The sequence below is a fragment of the Faecalibacillus sp. MSK20_93 genome (assembly GCF_020589945.1).
Taxonomy (GTDB): Bacteria; Bacillota_I; Bacilli_A; order Erysipelotrichales; family Coprobacillaceae; genus Faecalibacillus; species Faecalibacillus intestinalis.
Window position 1 is genome coordinate 21,351 of the sequence record NZ_JAJDKA010000002.1, and the last position, 16,695, is coordinate 38,045.

The 16,695-nt window shown below is 29.3% G+C and carries 17 protein-coding genes and 1 riboswitch; of the genes, 12 read left to right on the top strand and 5 right to left on the bottom strand.

Going from position 1 to position 16,695, the window contains the following annotated elements:
• On the top strand, positions 1-573 hold the full coding sequence (locus LJD34_RS00915) for a PolC-type DNA polymerase III (RefSeq protein ID WP_147579610.1): 573 nt from the start codon (positions 1-3) through the stop codon (positions 571-573).
• Between the two features lie 8 nt (positions 574-581).
• On the opposite strand, the gene LJD34_RS00920 is transcribed toward LJD34_RS00915, so the two are convergent.
• The 4 genes from LJD34_RS00920 to LJD34_RS00935 form a co-directional block, all read right to left on the bottom strand.
• Positions 582-2,930, bottom strand: coding sequence for a homocysteine S-methyltransferase family protein (locus LJD34_RS00920; protein ID WP_147579611.1), 2,349 nt, complete (start codon positions 2,928-2,930; stop codon positions 582-584).
• Entirely contained in the window at positions 2,912-3,559 is a 648-nt protein-coding gene (locus LJD34_RS00925) for a vitamin B12 dependent methionine synthase (protein ID WP_227358965.1), read from the bottom strand. Before LJD34_RS00925 ends, LJD34_RS00920 begins: the two co-directional genes overlap by 19 nt.
• Complete coding sequence (metF, locus tag LJD34_RS00930) at positions 3,540-4,427, bottom strand: methylenetetrahydrofolate reductase [NAD(P)H] (protein ID WP_227358966.1); 888 nt, start codon at positions 4,425-4,427, stop codon at positions 3,540-3,542. Before metF ends, LJD34_RS00925 begins: the two co-directional genes overlap by 20 nt.
• Before the next feature lie 86 nt (positions 4,428-4,513).
• Positions 4,514-5,053: a DUF1836 domain-containing protein gene (locus tag LJD34_RS00935; protein WP_227358967.1), complete on the bottom strand. Its 540-nt coding sequence runs from the start codon at positions 5,051-5,053 to the stop codon at positions 4,514-4,516.
• Between the two features lie 141 nt (positions 5,054-5,194).
• On the opposite strand from LJD34_RS00935, the gene lspA reads away from it, so the two are divergent.
• From lspA to LJD34_RS00950, 3 genes are read left to right on the top strand one after another with little or no spacing between them, the layout of a single operon-like run.
• Positions 5,195-5,695: a signal peptidase II gene (gene lspA, locus LJD34_RS00940; protein ID WP_022002754.1), complete on the top strand. Its 501-nt coding sequence runs from the start codon at positions 5,195-5,197 to the stop codon at positions 5,693-5,695.
• Positions 5,670-6,575, top strand: coding sequence for an RluA family pseudouridine synthase (locus tag LJD34_RS00945; protein WP_119363577.1), 906 nt, complete (start codon positions 5,670-5,672; stop codon positions 6,573-6,575). The genes lspA and LJD34_RS00945 overlap by 26 nt, the downstream gene beginning before the upstream one ends.
• 1 nt (position 6,576) lies before the next feature.
• Positions 6,577-7,044: a deoxycytidylate deaminase gene (locus LJD34_RS00950; RefSeq protein ID WP_022002752.1), complete on the top strand. Its 468-nt coding sequence runs from the start codon at positions 6,577-6,579 to the stop codon at positions 7,042-7,044.
• A 26-nt stretch (positions 7,045-7,070) separates the two neighbouring features.
• Here LJD34_RS00950 and rnhC read toward each other — a convergent pair whose 3' ends face one another.
• Positions 7,071-7,829, bottom strand: a complete 759-nt coding sequence (rnhC, locus tag LJD34_RS00955; RefSeq protein ID WP_227358968.1) for a ribonuclease HIII — start codon at positions 7,827-7,829, stop codon at positions 7,071-7,073.
• A gap of 99 nt (positions 7,830-7,928) precedes the next feature.
• On the opposite strand from rnhC, the gene LJD34_RS00960 reads away from it, so the two are divergent.
• The 8 genes from LJD34_RS00960 (at position 7,929) to LJD34_RS00995 (ending at position 16,647) form a co-directional block, all read left to right on the top strand.
• Positions 7,929-8,699: a CvpA family protein gene (locus LJD34_RS00960; RefSeq protein WP_032090382.1), complete on the top strand. Its 771-nt coding sequence runs from the start codon at positions 7,929-7,931 to the stop codon at positions 8,697-8,699.
• Positions 8,700-8,701: 2 nt separating this feature from the next.
• Positions 8,702-11,005: an endonuclease MutS2 gene (locus LJD34_RS00965; RefSeq protein ID WP_227358969.1), complete on the top strand. Its 2,304-nt coding sequence runs from the start codon at positions 8,702-8,704 to the stop codon at positions 11,003-11,005.
• Entirely contained in the window at positions 11,005-12,768 is a 1,764-nt protein-coding gene (uvrC, locus tag LJD34_RS00970) for an excinuclease ABC subunit UvrC (protein ID WP_227358970.1), read from the top strand. Before LJD34_RS00965 ends, uvrC begins: the two co-directional genes overlap by 1 nt.
• A gap of 36 nt (positions 12,769-12,804) precedes the next feature.
• Positions 12,805-13,008 (top strand): helix-turn-helix domain-containing protein, encoded by a 204-nt coding sequence (locus LJD34_RS00975; protein ID WP_022002747.1) that lies wholly within the window; start codon positions 12,805-12,807, stop codon positions 13,006-13,008.
• Positions 13,009-13,061: 53 nt separating this feature from the next.
• A complete protein-coding gene (locus LJD34_RS00980) occupies positions 13,062-14,198 on the top strand; it encodes a D-alanyl-D-alanine carboxypeptidase family protein (RefSeq protein WP_052010896.1) in 1,137 nt (378 codons plus the stop codon).
• A gap of 49 nt (positions 14,199-14,247) precedes the next feature.
• A complete protein-coding gene (locus LJD34_RS00985) occupies positions 14,248-14,409 on the top strand; it encodes a hypothetical protein (protein ID WP_227358971.1) in 162 nt (53 codons plus the stop codon).
• Between the two features lie 47 nt (positions 14,410-14,456).
• Positions 14,457-14,620: riboswitch (M-box (ykoK) riboswitch) on the top strand.
• A 100-nt stretch (positions 14,621-14,720) separates the two neighbouring features.
• Positions 14,721-16,052, top strand: coding sequence for a magnesium transporter (gene mgtE / locus LJD34_RS00990; RefSeq protein ID WP_227358972.1), 1,332 nt, complete (start codon positions 14,721-14,723; stop codon positions 16,050-16,052).
• Between the two features lie 43 nt (positions 16,053-16,095).
• Positions 16,096-16,647 carry a ketopantoate reductase family protein gene (locus LJD34_RS00995; protein ID WP_227358973.1) on the top strand — a complete coding sequence of 184 codons (552 nt, stop codon included), beginning with the start codon at positions 16,096-16,098 and terminating at the stop codon, positions 16,645-16,647.
• Positions 16,648-16,695 lie beyond the last annotated feature (48 nt).

A 16,695-nucleotide genomic window follows, 5' to 3' on the forward strand; every position in this document is an offset into this window, starting at 1 on the left:
ATGTTAGAACTTATTAAAGTAAAATATGATCAAGATATCAAAAAACAATTAGAAAAAAGATTTATTGCTTTTGACGTAGAAACAACAGGTTTGAATCCAAAAGAGGAAAGAATTATTGAATTAGGAGCTGTTCTTTTTGAAAATGGACAAGCTGTTCAAAAATTTAATACACTTGTTAATGCAGAAGTAGAAGTTTCTGAGTTTATTTCTAATTTAACACATATTACTAATGAAATGTTAGAAAACCAACCAAGAGAAGAAAAAGCGTATAAAATGTTTCAAGAGTTTATGAAAGAAGCGCTTCAAGGAGAAGTTCTTGTTTGTGCTCATAATGCTCAATTTGATATGTCGTTTTTAAAGAAAACATTTGATCGGCTTCAATTAACAGGAAAGATCTGTTATGTAGATACCTTACAATTATCAAGAAAATATATTCATGGACCTTATAATTATAAACAAGGAACGATTGCTCATTATTTACATATAAAAAATGAAAATGCGCATCGTGCTTATGATGATGCTTATGTTTGTGGACAAATTTTAAATCATATAGTAAAAGGAAGTTTTCAATAAACTTCCTTTTAATGTACAATTTCATTAAGTAAATTGACGGCAGCCATGGCATCTTTTGTATAGTGATCCGCATGAATATCTTGTGCGATATCTTCTGTTAATACGGCACCACCAACAAAGATTGGACACATGTTTTCTTCTTGCTTTAATAAAGTAATCGTTTCTTCCATTGAAACAACCGTTGTTGTCATTAAAGCTGAAAGACCAATAGCTTTAGGATGATGCTTATGATAGGCTTCTAAAACGACCTCTGCAGGCACATCTTTTCCTAAATCAATGACTTGATAACCGTAACTTTCTAAAACAACTTTTACAATATTTTTCCCAATATCATGGATATCACCATGGACAGTCGCAATTAAAACAGGACCTTTAGAAGATTTCGTTGTTTTAAATGTTTGTTTGATCACATCAAATGCAATTTTGCTTGCTTCTGCTGATTGGATCAATTGAGGTAAAAAGATTTTACCTGTTTCATAGTCTTTTCCAATTTGGTCAAGAGCAGGAATTAAAATGTCATTGACGATTGTTAGTCCATCTTGACTTTCTAAGGCTGTTTCTGTTGCTTTTTTGACTTCATCTTTTAAACCGTGTAAGACAACATCGTTTAAAGAAAAGGATGTTGTTTGTTTTGGTAAAACGACTTGGTTTTGTGCTTGTTTTTGAATGTAGTTTGTAGCGTCTCGGTCATAATTATAAAGTACATTGAAGGCGTCGATTGTATTCATTAATTCTTGATCTAATGGATTGATAATTGGTAAATCAAGTCCTGCCGACATGGCCATTGCTAAGAATGTTTTATTAAGTAAAGGACGATTTGGTAAACCAAAAGAAACGTTACTTACTCCTAAAACAGTATGGACACCCAATGTTTTAACCATAGAAACAGCTTTGACTGTTTCCATAACTTCTTTTTGTTGGGCAGAAGCGGTTAAAACAAGACAGTCAATAATAATGTCTTTTTTATCAATGCCATATTCTTTTGCTTTATTAATGATTTTTTTAGCGATTTCAAATCTTTGCTCAGCTTTTGGAGGAATGCCATTTTCATCTAAGGCTAAGCCAATGACAACACCACCATATTTTTTTACAACAGGGAAGACGGCTTCCATGGTTTCATCTTTCCCGTTGACAGAGTTAATAAGTGGTTTTCCATTATAATAACGACAAGCTTCTTCAATTGCTTGGAAATTAGAACTATCAATTTGTAAAGGGAGTTGAATAACTTCTTGTAATAATTTAATAACATGCTTCATCACTTTTGGTTCATCAATACCAGGTAAACCGACATTGACATCTAAAACATGAGCTCCTGCTTGTTCTTGTTTGATGGCTTCTACAACAAGTTCATCATAACGTTCTTCTTTTAAAGCAGCTTTTAATTTTTTCTTTCCTGTTGGATTTAATCTTTCTCCACAAACAACAACATGTTTTCCAAATTCAACAGTTGTTGTTCCTGAAGAGACACGTGTCAACAAAGAAACTTCTCTTGGAGTCACTGTTGTTGGGCAGTTTTCTTTTAATTTTTGAATAAATTCAGGGGTTGTTCCACAACATCCACCAACGATAGCGATTCCTTTTTTGACAAGAGGAACGATTGCCTCAATAAATTCATCTGCTTTCATTGGATAAACGGTTTGTCCATCTTCTAAAAGAGGAAGACCTGCATTTGGTTGAATCATAACAGGAAAAGAGGTACTTTCTAAAATGCTTTCAATAATTGGAGCCATTTCATTTGGTCCTAAAGAACAGTTGATCCCTAAAGCATCCACTTTTAATCCTTCTAAGACATTGACCATTGTAAGAGGATCACAGCCTGATAAACTACGACCATTTGTTTCAAAGGTCATTGTTGCAAAAACAGGAAGATCACTACACTCTTTAACGGCTAAAATACTCGCTTTTAATTCATAAATATCTGTCATTGTTTCAAATAAAACAACATCAATATCCTCTTTTACAAGTTCTACCATTTGCTTAACGCTTTGATAAACTTCATCAAAAGTTAAAGTTCCCATCGGTTCCATAAGTTTACCAATAGGTCCAATATCTAAAGCAATATAAGCATCAGGTTTGATTTTTTTAGCTTCTTTTGCATTTTGAATAGCCGCTAAAATCACTTCTTGATAACTATATTTATGTTGTTCTAATTTAAGGGGATTTGCGCCAAATGTATTGGTTGTAATAAAATCAGCGCCTGCTTTTAAATAACGATGATGGATATCAATAATCATTTCAGGATGTTCAATATTATAATATTCTGGAATTTCTCCAGCCTTCATTCCTAGTTCTTGAAGTTGTGAACCAAAACCACCATCAAAAATAAGAAGATCTTTATTTAATCTTTCGCGTAACATGTTTGACCTCTCTTTCTAAAATTACAATCTTTTATATGTAAACAATTCTGACATGTTTTTTCTTTTCTGTTATCACCTAAACCAATCAAACCAATCATTGATTTTTGCGGTAATAAAATATTACTTTCTTGAACCGTCAAACCAATTTTTTTAGAACTTTCGATAACGAAAGCAAGCTCTTTATTGAGTTCAATAGGGACACGACCATAACCTGGACAAAAACGAAACGTTCTTTTACCAATCAGTTGTTCATTTTCATATTCATTACATTGCACTTCTAAAAAACTACTTGCAACGGCATCAAAAATAGTTGCTTTGGTCATATCGATATGACTGTAATAATGAGATCTTTTTTCAACTTGCAGGCCTAAAGTACAGCCAATAATAACAACATCATGACAATTTTGAAATAAATTATTCAAGTCTGGATAATCGAGATTTAAAGAAATTTCATCAATTCTTAAAGGATGAAAAGAAAGAGGAAATTTACGATAAGTTGCTCTAAAAGAACTCATTTTTTCAATTTCCTCTATGCATTCATCAATCAAAACATTCATTTTTTCATCAAGTATTTGATGATGATATCCTAAATACTTTAAAGCATTTTCTTTAATCTTTGAAAAATTCATCACGAATATATTCTGTTCTTTTTAAAATTTCTTTTGCAATCTCTGGTTTATTCATTGTATAAATATGTATTCCATCTACACCATGAGTCATTAAATCGATGATTTGATACGTTGCATAGTGTAAACCAACTTCCCTTCCCGCTTTAGGATTTCCAGCAAAACGATCAATCATAGCTGCTAAATCAAACGGAACAGAACAATTTGACATTTTTGCGATATTTTTTAACTGTTTTGGATTATGAGCAGGCATAATTCCTGCAAGAATAGGGGCATGAATTCCAATTTTTCTTGCTTCTCTGACTAGACGATAATAATATTGATTGTCATAAAAAATTTGAGTAACAAGATATTTAGCTCCAGCATCGACTTTTTTCTTTAGGTTTAAAAGATCTTCTTCAAAGTTTTTAGCTTCATAATGTGTTTCTGGATAACATCCACCAGATAAACAAAAATCATTAGGAAAGTTTTCTTCAATGAATTCATTTAATTCACTGGCATATTTAAAATCACCATGATTAATACCATCACCATCTTTAGGGTAGTCGCCACGTAAAGAAAGGACATTTTCAATACCATTTTCTTTAAGTTCTTCTAGAATTTCTTTGATTTCATCCTTTGTATTATTCATACATGTTAAATGAGCTACAGATTCAATACCATATTTATTTTTAATGGTTGAGGCAATCTTACATGTATTTTTAGATGTAGAACCATTAGCTCCGTAAGTGACAGAAATGAAATCAGGATTCATTTTTGCTAGTTCATCAATGGTTGCATAAATAGATGTGATATCATTTTCATTATTTTTTGGTGGGAATATTTCAAAAGACAATGTTGGTCTTTTCTTTAATAATTCATTAATTTTCATATAGTACCTCGCTTTTTTTATACATTATATAGAAAAATAAATAGATAGTAAACGAAGAAAAAATAAAAGTTGGCTATTGTTTTAAACTATATCTCTTTCGTTTCAATAAGCATTTCCGCAATATTTGTTAGCGAATGACTTAATGAAGATAAAATAGCTACCAATAAAAATAAGTCTTGATAGTTTTCAATTTTTAATTGATAATCATCCATTATTTTTTGAATCATTTTTTGAAGTTGGGAATTTAAAGAGTGTTTAATATCTATAAAATGATCATAAAGATTTGATAAATCATCGTTATTTTCATAAATAGGTATCAATAGATCTTTAATTTCCTGAATGGAAAGATTATTTTTTAATTGATAGATGATCAACATTTGAATGATTTGTTCCTTAGTGTATTTTTTCCCTTTTACAGGCGTAATGACTTTTGCTTTGGAATAATTATTGATCATGGTTTTAGTAAGTAATTTATCATCTTCATTTTTTTTATGATTTGCTAGATGGGTTTCAAAAAGAGTCATAATTTGATCCATATAGAGATCTAAATCAGGAATATCTTTAGATGTAATAGAACTTTTTTGACTTTCTTTTTCAACAAGAGTTTCTAGTGTTTCTTTATTCATAATTTCACCTCATATTTATTTTATAGATTATTATATTTTTTTGCAATATAAACTATTTGAAATGGTTTTAAATACTACATATTTAAAAAAGTCATACTAGGATTTTAAAAAGCTTTATTGTATAATGTCCTTGGTGATTAGATGAAAAATATAAGTAAGAAAAATTGGGTTTTATATATTGTTACTTTTTTGGTGGTTGTTATTGGAGATCAACTTACAAAAATATTAGTGTCTTCTTCGATGATGCTAGGGCAATCGCAAGCGATTATTGATAATTTCTTTTATTATACATATTCGCATAATCAAGGAGCAGCTTGGGGAATGTTATCAGGACATATTAGTTTGTTTGTAGTTGTTTCGCTTGCTGCAGCAATTTTTATGTTTTATTACTTTAGTAAGACAACCAAAGCTCAAAGATTAACACGTTATGGAATTGTTTTAACTTTTGCAGGTCTTGTTGGAAATCTAACAGATCGTCTTTATTTTGGATATGTTAGAGATTTTATTGATTTTATTATTTTTGGTTATGATTTTCCTATTTTTAATATTGCTGATATGGCAGTAGTAATAGGAGTAGGATTGATTATTTTAGAGATTATATTTGAGGATTATATTAATGGAAAAAAGAAAATTAGAGATTAATGAAGAAAATGTACGTTTAGATAAGTTTATTATGAATTCAATTTCTGATTTATCAAGAACACTTATTCAAGAATATATTAAAGAAGGGCATGTTCTTGTAAATGGAAAAATTGAAAAAGCAAGTTATAAAATTAAAATGAATGATGCTATTGAAATCACGATTCCTGATAATAAGGAGATGGATGTTTTACCAGAAGATATTCCTTTAGATATCGTTTATGAAGATCAAGATGTTATCGTTGTCAATAAACCTTCAGGGATGATCGTTCATCCAAGTGTGGGAATTTATAGTGGTACTTTAGTAAATGCTTTACTTTATCATTGTAAAGATTTATCAGGAATCAATGGTGTGAATCGTCCTGGTATTGTTCATCGTATAGATAAAGAAACAAGTGGTTTATTAATGGTAGCAAAAAATGATAAAGCTCATAAATCATTGAGTGAACAGTTAAAAGAACATAGTGTTACACGTCGTTATGTGGCTTTAGTTCATGGTGTTATTCCACATGTTCATGGTAAAGTCAATGCACCAATTGGTAGAGATGTCAATGATCGTCAAAAAATGGCTGTCACAAAAAATAACAGTAAAGAAGCAATTACTAATTTTACAGTATTAGAAAGATATGATGATATGTCTTTAATTGAATGTCGACTTGAAACAGGAAGAACGCATCAAATTAGGGTGCATATGTCTTATATTGGTTATCCAGTTTATGGAGATCCTAAGTATGGAAAGAAAAAAGATGATCAAAGTCATGGACAATTCTTACATGCTAAAAAATTAGGATTTATTCATCCTACTACAGGTGAATATTTAGAGTTTGAATGTCCTTTACCTGATTATTTTCAAGCAAAACTTGATGAATTGAAAGGAGAATAAAATGTCTAAAAAGATTATTAGTTGGCAACAATATTTTATGGGAGTTGCTAAGCTTTCAGCTTATCGTTCAAAAGATCCTAATACACAAGTAGGAGCGTGTATTGTTTCTCCAGAAAATAAGATCGTAGGAGTAGGATATAATGGACTTCCATGGGGATGCGAAGATGATCAGTTTCCATGGGCAGCAAGAGAAGGAGATTTGTATGATACAAAATATCCTTACGTTGTTCATGCAGAATTGAATGCCATCTTAAATAGTATTTCTCATTTACAAGGATGTACGATCTATGTTTCTTTATTCCCATGTCATGAATGTGTGAAAGCCATTATTCAAAGTGGTATTAAAGAAATTATTTATGAAGATGATAAATATAATGGAACAGACAGTGATCGTGCTGCAAAACGTATGTTAGATGCCGCGGGTGTCAAATACACAAAAATTCCAGCATTTGAATTAAATAGTTTATAAAATAAAAAGGTCTTCTTTGGAAGACCTTAAATTACATCTTTAATACGCTTATAATTAGTCATATTAGTTTTTGTTACTTTAAGTAACATTTTTTTACCATACTTTTTAGCAATACTTACAGCAACATGATTGACAACTGAGCTTGTATTACCACGAGGCAATTTCACTTTCAAGCTTCTAGACATGTTATTAAAATATTGGTAAAAGGCATATTTTGAAAGAATAGACGAACACATAATTGCAAAGTATTGTTCTTCTCCTTTTTGTTCAAAAGATAAATCCTTAACAACGATTACTTCACTCTTTAAATAATTATAATACGTTTTAGGTGAAACAAATTGATTTACGACTTTTTTATCAACTTTCATTGCAACTTTTTGCATTACATTTGTAACGGCTTGATTATAAAGTTTTGCTTTAATGTTTGCTAGATTATTACCAGCAGCTGCCATTTGATTGTAGTGAGAATTGTCAAGAATCAACAAACTATAAACAAGTCGATCTTTGATCTCTCTAGCAATTTCAATAACTTCTTGAGGTGTCATGAGTTTAGGATCACGAACATTTAAGCTCGCTAACCAATCATAATCACGTTCATCGATATAGCATGCAACAACACATAATGGTCCAAAAAAATCACCTGATCCTGTTTCATCACAGCCAATGTGAGAATAAGGATAATATTGTTTTTCTTGGTTTGATGGACCACCATTACTTAAAGGGGCATAGTTTTCAACATGCATATCCATAATATTCATTGGTTTGTTATTATTTGCTACATTCATGTCATTTCTTTCCTCCTACCATATATACTAATTATAGCATATTTTTCAAATTTTGACACTATATTTTTGTTTTGATACAATAATTGCAAGGAGGTATTTATGGCTTTATTAAATAATCCCTACATAATCGATATAATTATAGGTCTATTCCTTATTATATATACATTTATTGGTTATCTAAAAGGATTCATTATTCGACTTTATGACTTTTTTAGTCTTTTTATAGCTTATTTTCTAACAATTAATTTTTCTTTTCCTTTATCTAAATTGATTACACTTTATCAATTAGAAGGTTTATTAGAACCAATTGGTATAAAGGTCAATCAATTGTTAGTTGCTGTTATTTTATTTATTGTTGGTTATTTCATTTTAAAGGGAATTGGTGTTTTATTAAAACCGTTTTTAAAGAAAATTGTTTCTTTATTAAAAATGACAAAATTATTAGATCATTTATTAGGTTTGATTTTATCAATTATTGAAGGAATCATTATTGTATATTTTGTTCTTTCAATGATTTTTATTCCTTTTATCAATCAAGGAAAAGAAACAATTGAACAAACGTATATAGGCTCTTTTATAATTGATACCATGCCTCATTATTTTTCATCTATTGCTGATTTTAAAGATTTAAATCAATTAACACATCTAGATGTTTCTTTATCTGATGAAAAACAAGTATCTATGGTGACAAATTTTATAGAAGAAGCAAGTCAAAATAAATGGTTAGATGATGAAACAATAAAAGATTTTATTTATAACTATTATAGTGAAATAGATTTACAAACAGTAGATCAAGAAGATTATCAAAGAATATCTTCTTTATGTCAAAATTATGATATTGATATCAATCTTTTAACGAAAGGACATTAGAAATGAAAAAGAGTTATCGAACATTGGAGTTTTCATTTATTCAAGATTATATTAAAAACTATTGTTTTAGTGAAATGGCTAAAAAGCGAATTGATCAAATACAGCCTTTTCAAGATATAGATGATTTAAAACTCTATCAAGATGATATTTCAAGTGCTATGAAAATCATCTATGCTTATGGACGTATTCCTTTAGCCCCTTATGAAGATATTAAAGAAATACTTCAAAAAGCACAAAAAGGTGGTGTTTGTTATCCTCAAGATTTATTAAAAATCGTACAAATATTAAAAAATGTACAAGAGGTACAAACTTATTTGGATCAAGAAATTGAACAAAGTCATTTACTTGAAATACTTTCATTACTTTATTTACCTAAAGATTTATATAATGAAATTTTAAAATGCGTCGATCCAAGTGGAAATATTTATGATCATGCAAGTCATGAGCTTTATCGTTTAAGAAGACAAATTTCAGCGATTGAAGCCAATATGAGAAAGAAAATTGAATCATTAAGAGCACAAAATAAAGATTATTTATCTCATGATGTTATTTCAACAAGAAATGATCATTTTGTTTTACCTGTCAATGTTTCTTATAAAACTCAAATCAAGGGAATTCATCATGGACATTCTTCTTCAGGAAGAACAACATATGTAGAACCAGAAGAAATTGTTTCTTACAACAATCAACTTTCACAAATTAAACAAGATGAACAACTAGAAATTCATCGTATTTTATTAGAACTAACAAAAAAGGTAAGAAGTTATGATCGTGTTTTAAATGAAGATTTAGAAATCATGATAGAAATGGATGCTGTTTTTGCTATTAGTGAATATGGCAAAAAGTTAGATATGGTGATGCCAGTTGTTGATGAAAATTGTCAGGAAATTGAGTTACTTAAAGCGAGACATCCTTTGATTGATCAAAAAGAAGTTGTTGCTAATGATATTGTTTTAAAGAAACCACAAGATATTTTACTCATTAGTGGAAGTAACACAGGAGGTAAAACAGTTGCTTTAAAAACAGCGGGTTTACTTTCTTTAATGGCTATTTGTGGACTTCCAATTCCTGTCACTCAAGCGAAACTTCCATTATTTGATGATGTTTTTGTAGATGTAGGAGATGAACAATCTATTGAACAATCGCTTTCTACTTTTTCATCGCATATGAAAAGATTGGTTTTTATTACGCAATATGCGACAAAAAATAGTTTGGTTATAATTGATGAAATTTGTTCAGGAACTGATCCTAAAGAAGGTGAAAGTTTAGCAGAAGCTATTTTAACTTATTTACATAAAAAAGGTGCTTATATTTTAGCTTCTACTCACTATAGTGCATTAAAAGAATTTGCGAAAGAATCAGATTATATTAAGATTGCTTCGGTTGAATTTGATCAAGAAAAAATGCAACCTACTTATCGTTTATTGGATGGTAGCGTAGGAAATTCTTATGCTATTGAAATTTCAAAACATTTAGGTTTAAATCAAGACATTATTCAACATGCTTTCATCATCAAAGATGAAAGTATGACAACATCACAAAAGTTATTAGAAAAATTACAATCAGAATTATCAGCTGTTTTACAAGAAAAAGAAGCTCTTGAAAAATTACAAAAAGAAACAGCAGATAAAGAAAAGCATTATCAACAATTGATTGATAATTATCAATCTAAAAAAGAAAAAATGATTGAAGAGGCTCAAAGCGATGCGAATAAGATTCTTGAAGAAGCACAAAATAAAGCAGATGCAATTTTAAAAGAATTACAAGGACAAATTAAGCCGCATCAAGTTATTCAAGCTAAAAAACAATTAGGTGATTTAAAACATCAAAAGAAACAAGTTGAAAACCATGAAGATCATGATTATAAAATAGGTGATATTGTTAAAGTATTATCTGTCAATCGACAAGGAGAAGTTGTTGACATCAATAAAAAAGGAATGTTGACGATCTCAATGGGTGGTTTAAAATTGAATGCTAAAAAAACAGAAGTTCAATTTATGCATGAAAAAGTTCCAGAAAAGAAAGAAACATCTAATATCCGTTCATTACGAAGAGCTAATAAACAAAGTTATGAACTTAATATTATTGGTATGCGTTATGAAGAAGCAATGAATGCAGTAGATAAATTTATTGATGGAGCACTCGTATCAAATTATTCAACAGTACGAATTATCCATGGAATGGGAACAGGTGTTTTAAGAAAAGGTGTTCGAAAGTTATTGGATAAAAATAAATATGTAAAATCTTATCAAGATGGTGGACCAAATGAAGGTGGATTAGGTGCAACAGTGGTATATTTTGAATAATGGATCTTCAATATATTAAAGATAAGCTATCACTTTTACCAATGCAACCAGGCTGTTATTTAATGAAAGATAAAGATGGTACGGTGATTTATGTTGGAAAAGCAAAAAAATTAAAAAATAGGGTTTCTTCTTATTTTGTAGGAAGTCATAATTATAAAACAACAAAGCTTGTTCAAGAAATTGTTGATTTTGAATATATTGTGACAGATAGTGAAAAGGAAGCCCTTTTATTAGAAATCAATCTAATTAAAGATTATGCACCTAAATACAATATTAGTTTTATGGATAATAAATATTATCCATATATCCAATTAACAAAAGAAAGACACCCACGATTGAAAATCGTTCGAAACGCTAAGGATAAAAAACATAAACACTTTGGCCCTTTTCCAGATGGTACAGCAGCTAGAGAAACATTTAAATTATTAAATCGTCTGTATCCTCTAAGAAAATGTAATCATATTCCAAAAAAAACATGCCTTTACTATCAATTGAATCAATGTTTAGGGCCATGTGTCAATGAAGTAGATGAAGAAGAATATAAAAAAATAACCAAACAAATTACACAGTTTATTCAAGGAGATACCAAAGAAATCATCGATGATTTACAAAATAAAATGATGCAAGCTTCAGAAAGTTTAAATTTTGAACTTGCAAAAGAATACCGTGATTTGATTCAGCATATCAATCATGTTACAAGTAAACAACATGTTCAATTTGCCGATCAAATTGATCGAGATATTTTTGGCTATTATCAAGATAAAGGGTATCTTTCTTTACAACTTTTCTTTATGAGAAATGGAAAATTACTTGCAAGAGATTTAAATCTAGTACCTTTACAAGATGTCCATGAACAAATTACACAATTTATTGTTGGTTTTTATCAAGAAAATACATATCCTAAAGAGATTCTATTACCAGAGGATATTGATACAACTTTGTTAGAAGAAATAGTTGAATGCAAGATCATTAAACCTCAAAAAGGTCAAAAAGCAAAACTTGTAGAAATGGCAACAAATAATGCAAAAGAAGCTTTAGAAAAGAAATTTTTATTGATTGAAAAGAATCAAAAGGCAACGGTAGGTGCTATTAAACAATTAGGAGAAAAATTAAATATGGTTACTCCTAGAAGAATTGAATTGTTTGATAACTCTAATATCCAAGGAGCTTATGCGGTTGCAGGAATGGTTTGCTTTGTTGATGGAGTACCTTCTAAAAAAGATTATCGTAAATTTAAAATCAAAACAGTTGAAGGACCAGATGATTACGGTAGTATGAAAGAAGTTATTTATCGTCGATATTATCGAGTACTTGTAGAAGGATTAAAAAAACCAGACTTGATTATTGTTGATGGTGGTAAAGGACAGATTAAAGTTGCAAAAGAAGTCATTGATAGCTTAAATATTGGTATTAAAGTATGTGGGCTAGCCAAAGATGATCATCATTCAACTGCTGTTTTAATTGATAGTGACTTTAATGAAATTAGTATTGATAAAAAAAGTGAACTCTTCTTTTTACTAACACGTATGCAAGATGAAGTCCATCGCTATGCGATTTCATTTCATAAAAATGTTCGTTCTAAATCTTTATTTCAGTCTATTTTAGATGATGTTGAAGGTATTGGACCAAAACGTAAAAAAGAATTATTAAAACATTTTGGTTCTGTTAAAAAATTAAAAGAAGCGACGCTTGAACAATTAGAAGAAGTCTTACCTAAAGAAGTGGCAAAAAATTTATTTACTGTTTTACAAAACACCAAATAATATAATTTTCATATACTACTATTAAGGAAGTGGACTATGAATATTATATTAACCCCAAGAGAAAAAGAAATATTTCATTTATTAGTCAAGAATTATTCTACAAAAGATATTGCTAGAAAGTTAAATATTAGTGAAAAAACAGTGAGAAATCATATATCAAATGTAATTCAAAAATTAGGTGTAAAATCGCGTATACAAGCAGTATTTGAATTGATTAGGTTAAAGGAATTACAGCTTTAGCTAATTCCTTTATTTTTTTTCTATAATTCTATATAATAGGGATGGTGATGAAGATGAAATTAAAAAGCTGGCATCTTTATGTTCTAGCAACCTTATGTTTTCTATTTGCTTTTACATCATTAAATATGAAATATGATCGTTTTTATCGAGTAAATGGTATAGATAATGATAATCGATCTTTAATAGAAAAGTATTTAGATAAAGAAGAACAGGATTATTTAATTGATCATGGAATATCAGTAGATGAGTTTATTGATTATATTACATATGATCAATTTCATTTACAATATTATCAATATTATAATGAGTTAAAAGAAGCTAAAAAATATGATTCATTAGAAAATTTAATTAATGATGTCAATAGTGTTGTTGATCGTCTTACAGTAGAATTTGGAACGCAAACAGATACATATTTTAAAACACTAATTAAAAATGATTTATTTTATGCTTATCAAAAAAGTACGTATTTTGATTTTGATAATGTGCGTTATTATCAATTGTTAAGGACACTTTATAGTGATGATGATTATAGTTATATTATACTTACAAATAATTATGTAAATACTTTGGAAAATGAAAAAGATGATACATATAAGCTCTTTAAAGAAATGGTAAGTACGTATGATGCACAAGGTCTTTATATTTTGATGAATACAGAATTAAAAGCGAATGCTTCTCGACTATATAAAATAGATACAATGTCTCAAGTAATTGATGATACAACTTTTATTGGTGGTTATGAATCTAAACATATGACAATGATTGAAAATATTTCAAGATTATCTTATTCCATGTATTTAAATGAAGAAGCTTATAATGCTTTAAAACAAATGTATGATGATTTATATAAAAATACTAAAAAAAGATTTTTAGTGACAAGTGCTTATAAAAGCTATGATGTTTTAAATTTAGAAGAAAATACGTCACAAGCTGGATATAGTGAATTTCAATTAGGAACATCTGTTTCTTTAAAAGTAAATGGGATAAAAGATGTTGAATTTGTTTCAACAGATGTTTATCAATGGCTTTTAGAACATAGTTATGAATATGGATATGTTTTAAGGTATCCAAGTGATAAAGTAACAATTACACAAAAAGAAAGTTGTAATATTTTTAGATATGTTGGCAAAGAAAATGCGCAAAAGATGCATAATCAAAATTTATGCTTAGAAGAATTAAATAATCAATAATTATTAGATCGTTATTCTAATTTAAGGAGATACTTATGAATAAAAAGGGTTGGTATTTGTACTAATATTAGGTTTTTTATTAGTAATAATATGGCTAGGTAAATGGATAGGTTTACAAAGTCAAATGGATTTTATTGATCTAGCATTAGGACTAATGACGGGAATAGGACTTATTGTTGCTGCAAGTATTAAAATCAAAAGAGAAAGATAAATTTTTATTGACAAGTGTATTTTAATAAATATAATGAACATGAATTGAATAAACAACGGTAGGTGAGGTTACCGCAGGGATTTGGATATCCTAAGATTACTGCCGCAAAATTGTGGAGACACAATGCGCTGGTTAGCAGATAAAGTCGCAAAGGCTTTGTTTAATGTAATTGATATGCCCTGTGATACTAAAGCTTGAACGGATGAAATGAAGAATAGAACATCGCTCAAGCAGCGATGTTTTTTTTTGTGAGGTGAGTTATATGGACGAGGGTTGTCAAAGGCAAATTCAAAGAAGGAGGAAATATAAAAATGAAAAAAGAATTAATGCTAGAATTATTAAATACAAAACAATACAAACAATTACATACTTTATTAATAGAAAACAATGCTGTCGATATAGCTTATCTTTTACAACAAATAGAAATTGATGATTGTGCTATTGCTTTTCGTTTACTTTCTAAAAAGAAAGCAGCACAAGTATTTTCAAATATGGATATTAAAACGCAAAGTCAACTTGTAGAATTGTTTAGTGAAAAAGAGTTAGAATCATTGATTGAAAATCAATATATGGATGATCTTGTAGATTTAATCGAAGAATTACCTGCAAATTTAGTAACAAGACTTTTAAAACATGTTGATGAAAATCAAAGACAAGTCATCAATCAACTTTTGAGTTATCCTAAAGATAGTGCTGGAACAATTATGATTACTGAATTTCTTTCTTTAAAGAAAGAAACTCAACTTGAAGATGCTTTAAATTATATTAAACAAAATGGAAATCATTGTAAAAGCATTTATACAAGTTATGTTTGTCAAGATAAAAAATTAATAGGAATTGTTTCGACGAAAGATATTTTATTAAATGATGAAAATAAAAGTATTGATGAAATTATGAAAGAAGATTTTCAATATGTTTATACTCATACAGATCAAGAAGAAGTTGTTAATATTTTTAGAAAATATGATTTAGTTGTTTTACCTGTTTTAGATGATGAAAAAATGCTTGTAGGAATTGTAACAGTTGATGATGTCATGGATGTTATGGTCGATGAAACAAGTGAAGATATTTCTAAAATGGCTGCTGTAGAACCACATGATAAAAGTTATTTTGAAACATCTGTTTTTGAACATGCTAAACATCGTATTATTTGGTTACTTGTATTGATGTTTTCTGCAACGCTTACAGGAAGTATTATTACAAGATATGAAAATGCTTTTCAAGCAGTTCCTTTATTAGTCTCATTTATTCCTATGTTAATGGATACGGGAGGAAATTGTGGCTCTCAAAGTTCTACTTTAATTATTAGAGGGATTGCTTTAAATGAAATTCGTTTTAAAAAAATTTTTAAAGTGATGTTTAAAGAATTTAGAATTGCATTAGTAGTAGGGGTGATTTTAGCAATTGCGAATGGACTTAGAATTTATGTGATGTATCAAGACCTTAATATTGCTTTTGTGATTGCTTTATCTTTAATTGTAACAGTTATTTTATCTAAATTAATTGGTTGTATTCTTCCTTTAGTTGCCAATCAAATTGGTTTAGATCCAGCAATTATGGCTTCACCACTTATTACAACAATTGTAGATACATGTTCTATTCTTGTTTATTTCAATATTGCTGTACACATTTTTAACTTATAAATTTTGTGCTACAATATAGAAAAATAAATGGGGGAATGAAAAAATGGAAATAAAAACAATTGCTGTTTTAGGTGCTGGAGCAGTAGGTTCATATATTATTTGGGGACTAGATAAAAAAGTAAAATTAGGTGTTATTGGCGAAGGGGAACGTGCTAAACGTCTACAAAAGGGATGTTTGATCAATGATCAAATGTATTATCCTGAAGTATGGTCACCGACAGAAGCACATGGAGTGGATTTATTGATTGTTTCTTTAAAATATGGTGCTTTAAAAGATGCCTTAAAATCTATTCAAACGATCGTTGATGATCATACAATTGTCATGTCTTTAATGAATGGCGTAGATAGTGAAGAAATCATTGGAGAAGCCATTGGAAAAGAACATCTTATGCCATCTTTAATTAAGATTGCTTCACGTAAAGAAAATGGTTATCGTTTTGATCCTGAAACAACTATTGCAACGGTGTACAAAGGGAACATAATAAAAAACTTAATAATGGACTGCCAATCTTACACAAAGTACCGCCCAAACGAGACTACGGGCGGTATTTTTGTATCATGGCGGAGAAAGGAGGAACTTCCCACGGGGGCTTGACTGAAAAGTCGAGCCCCTTTTTTCATGCCCAAAAACAGGAGGTAAATG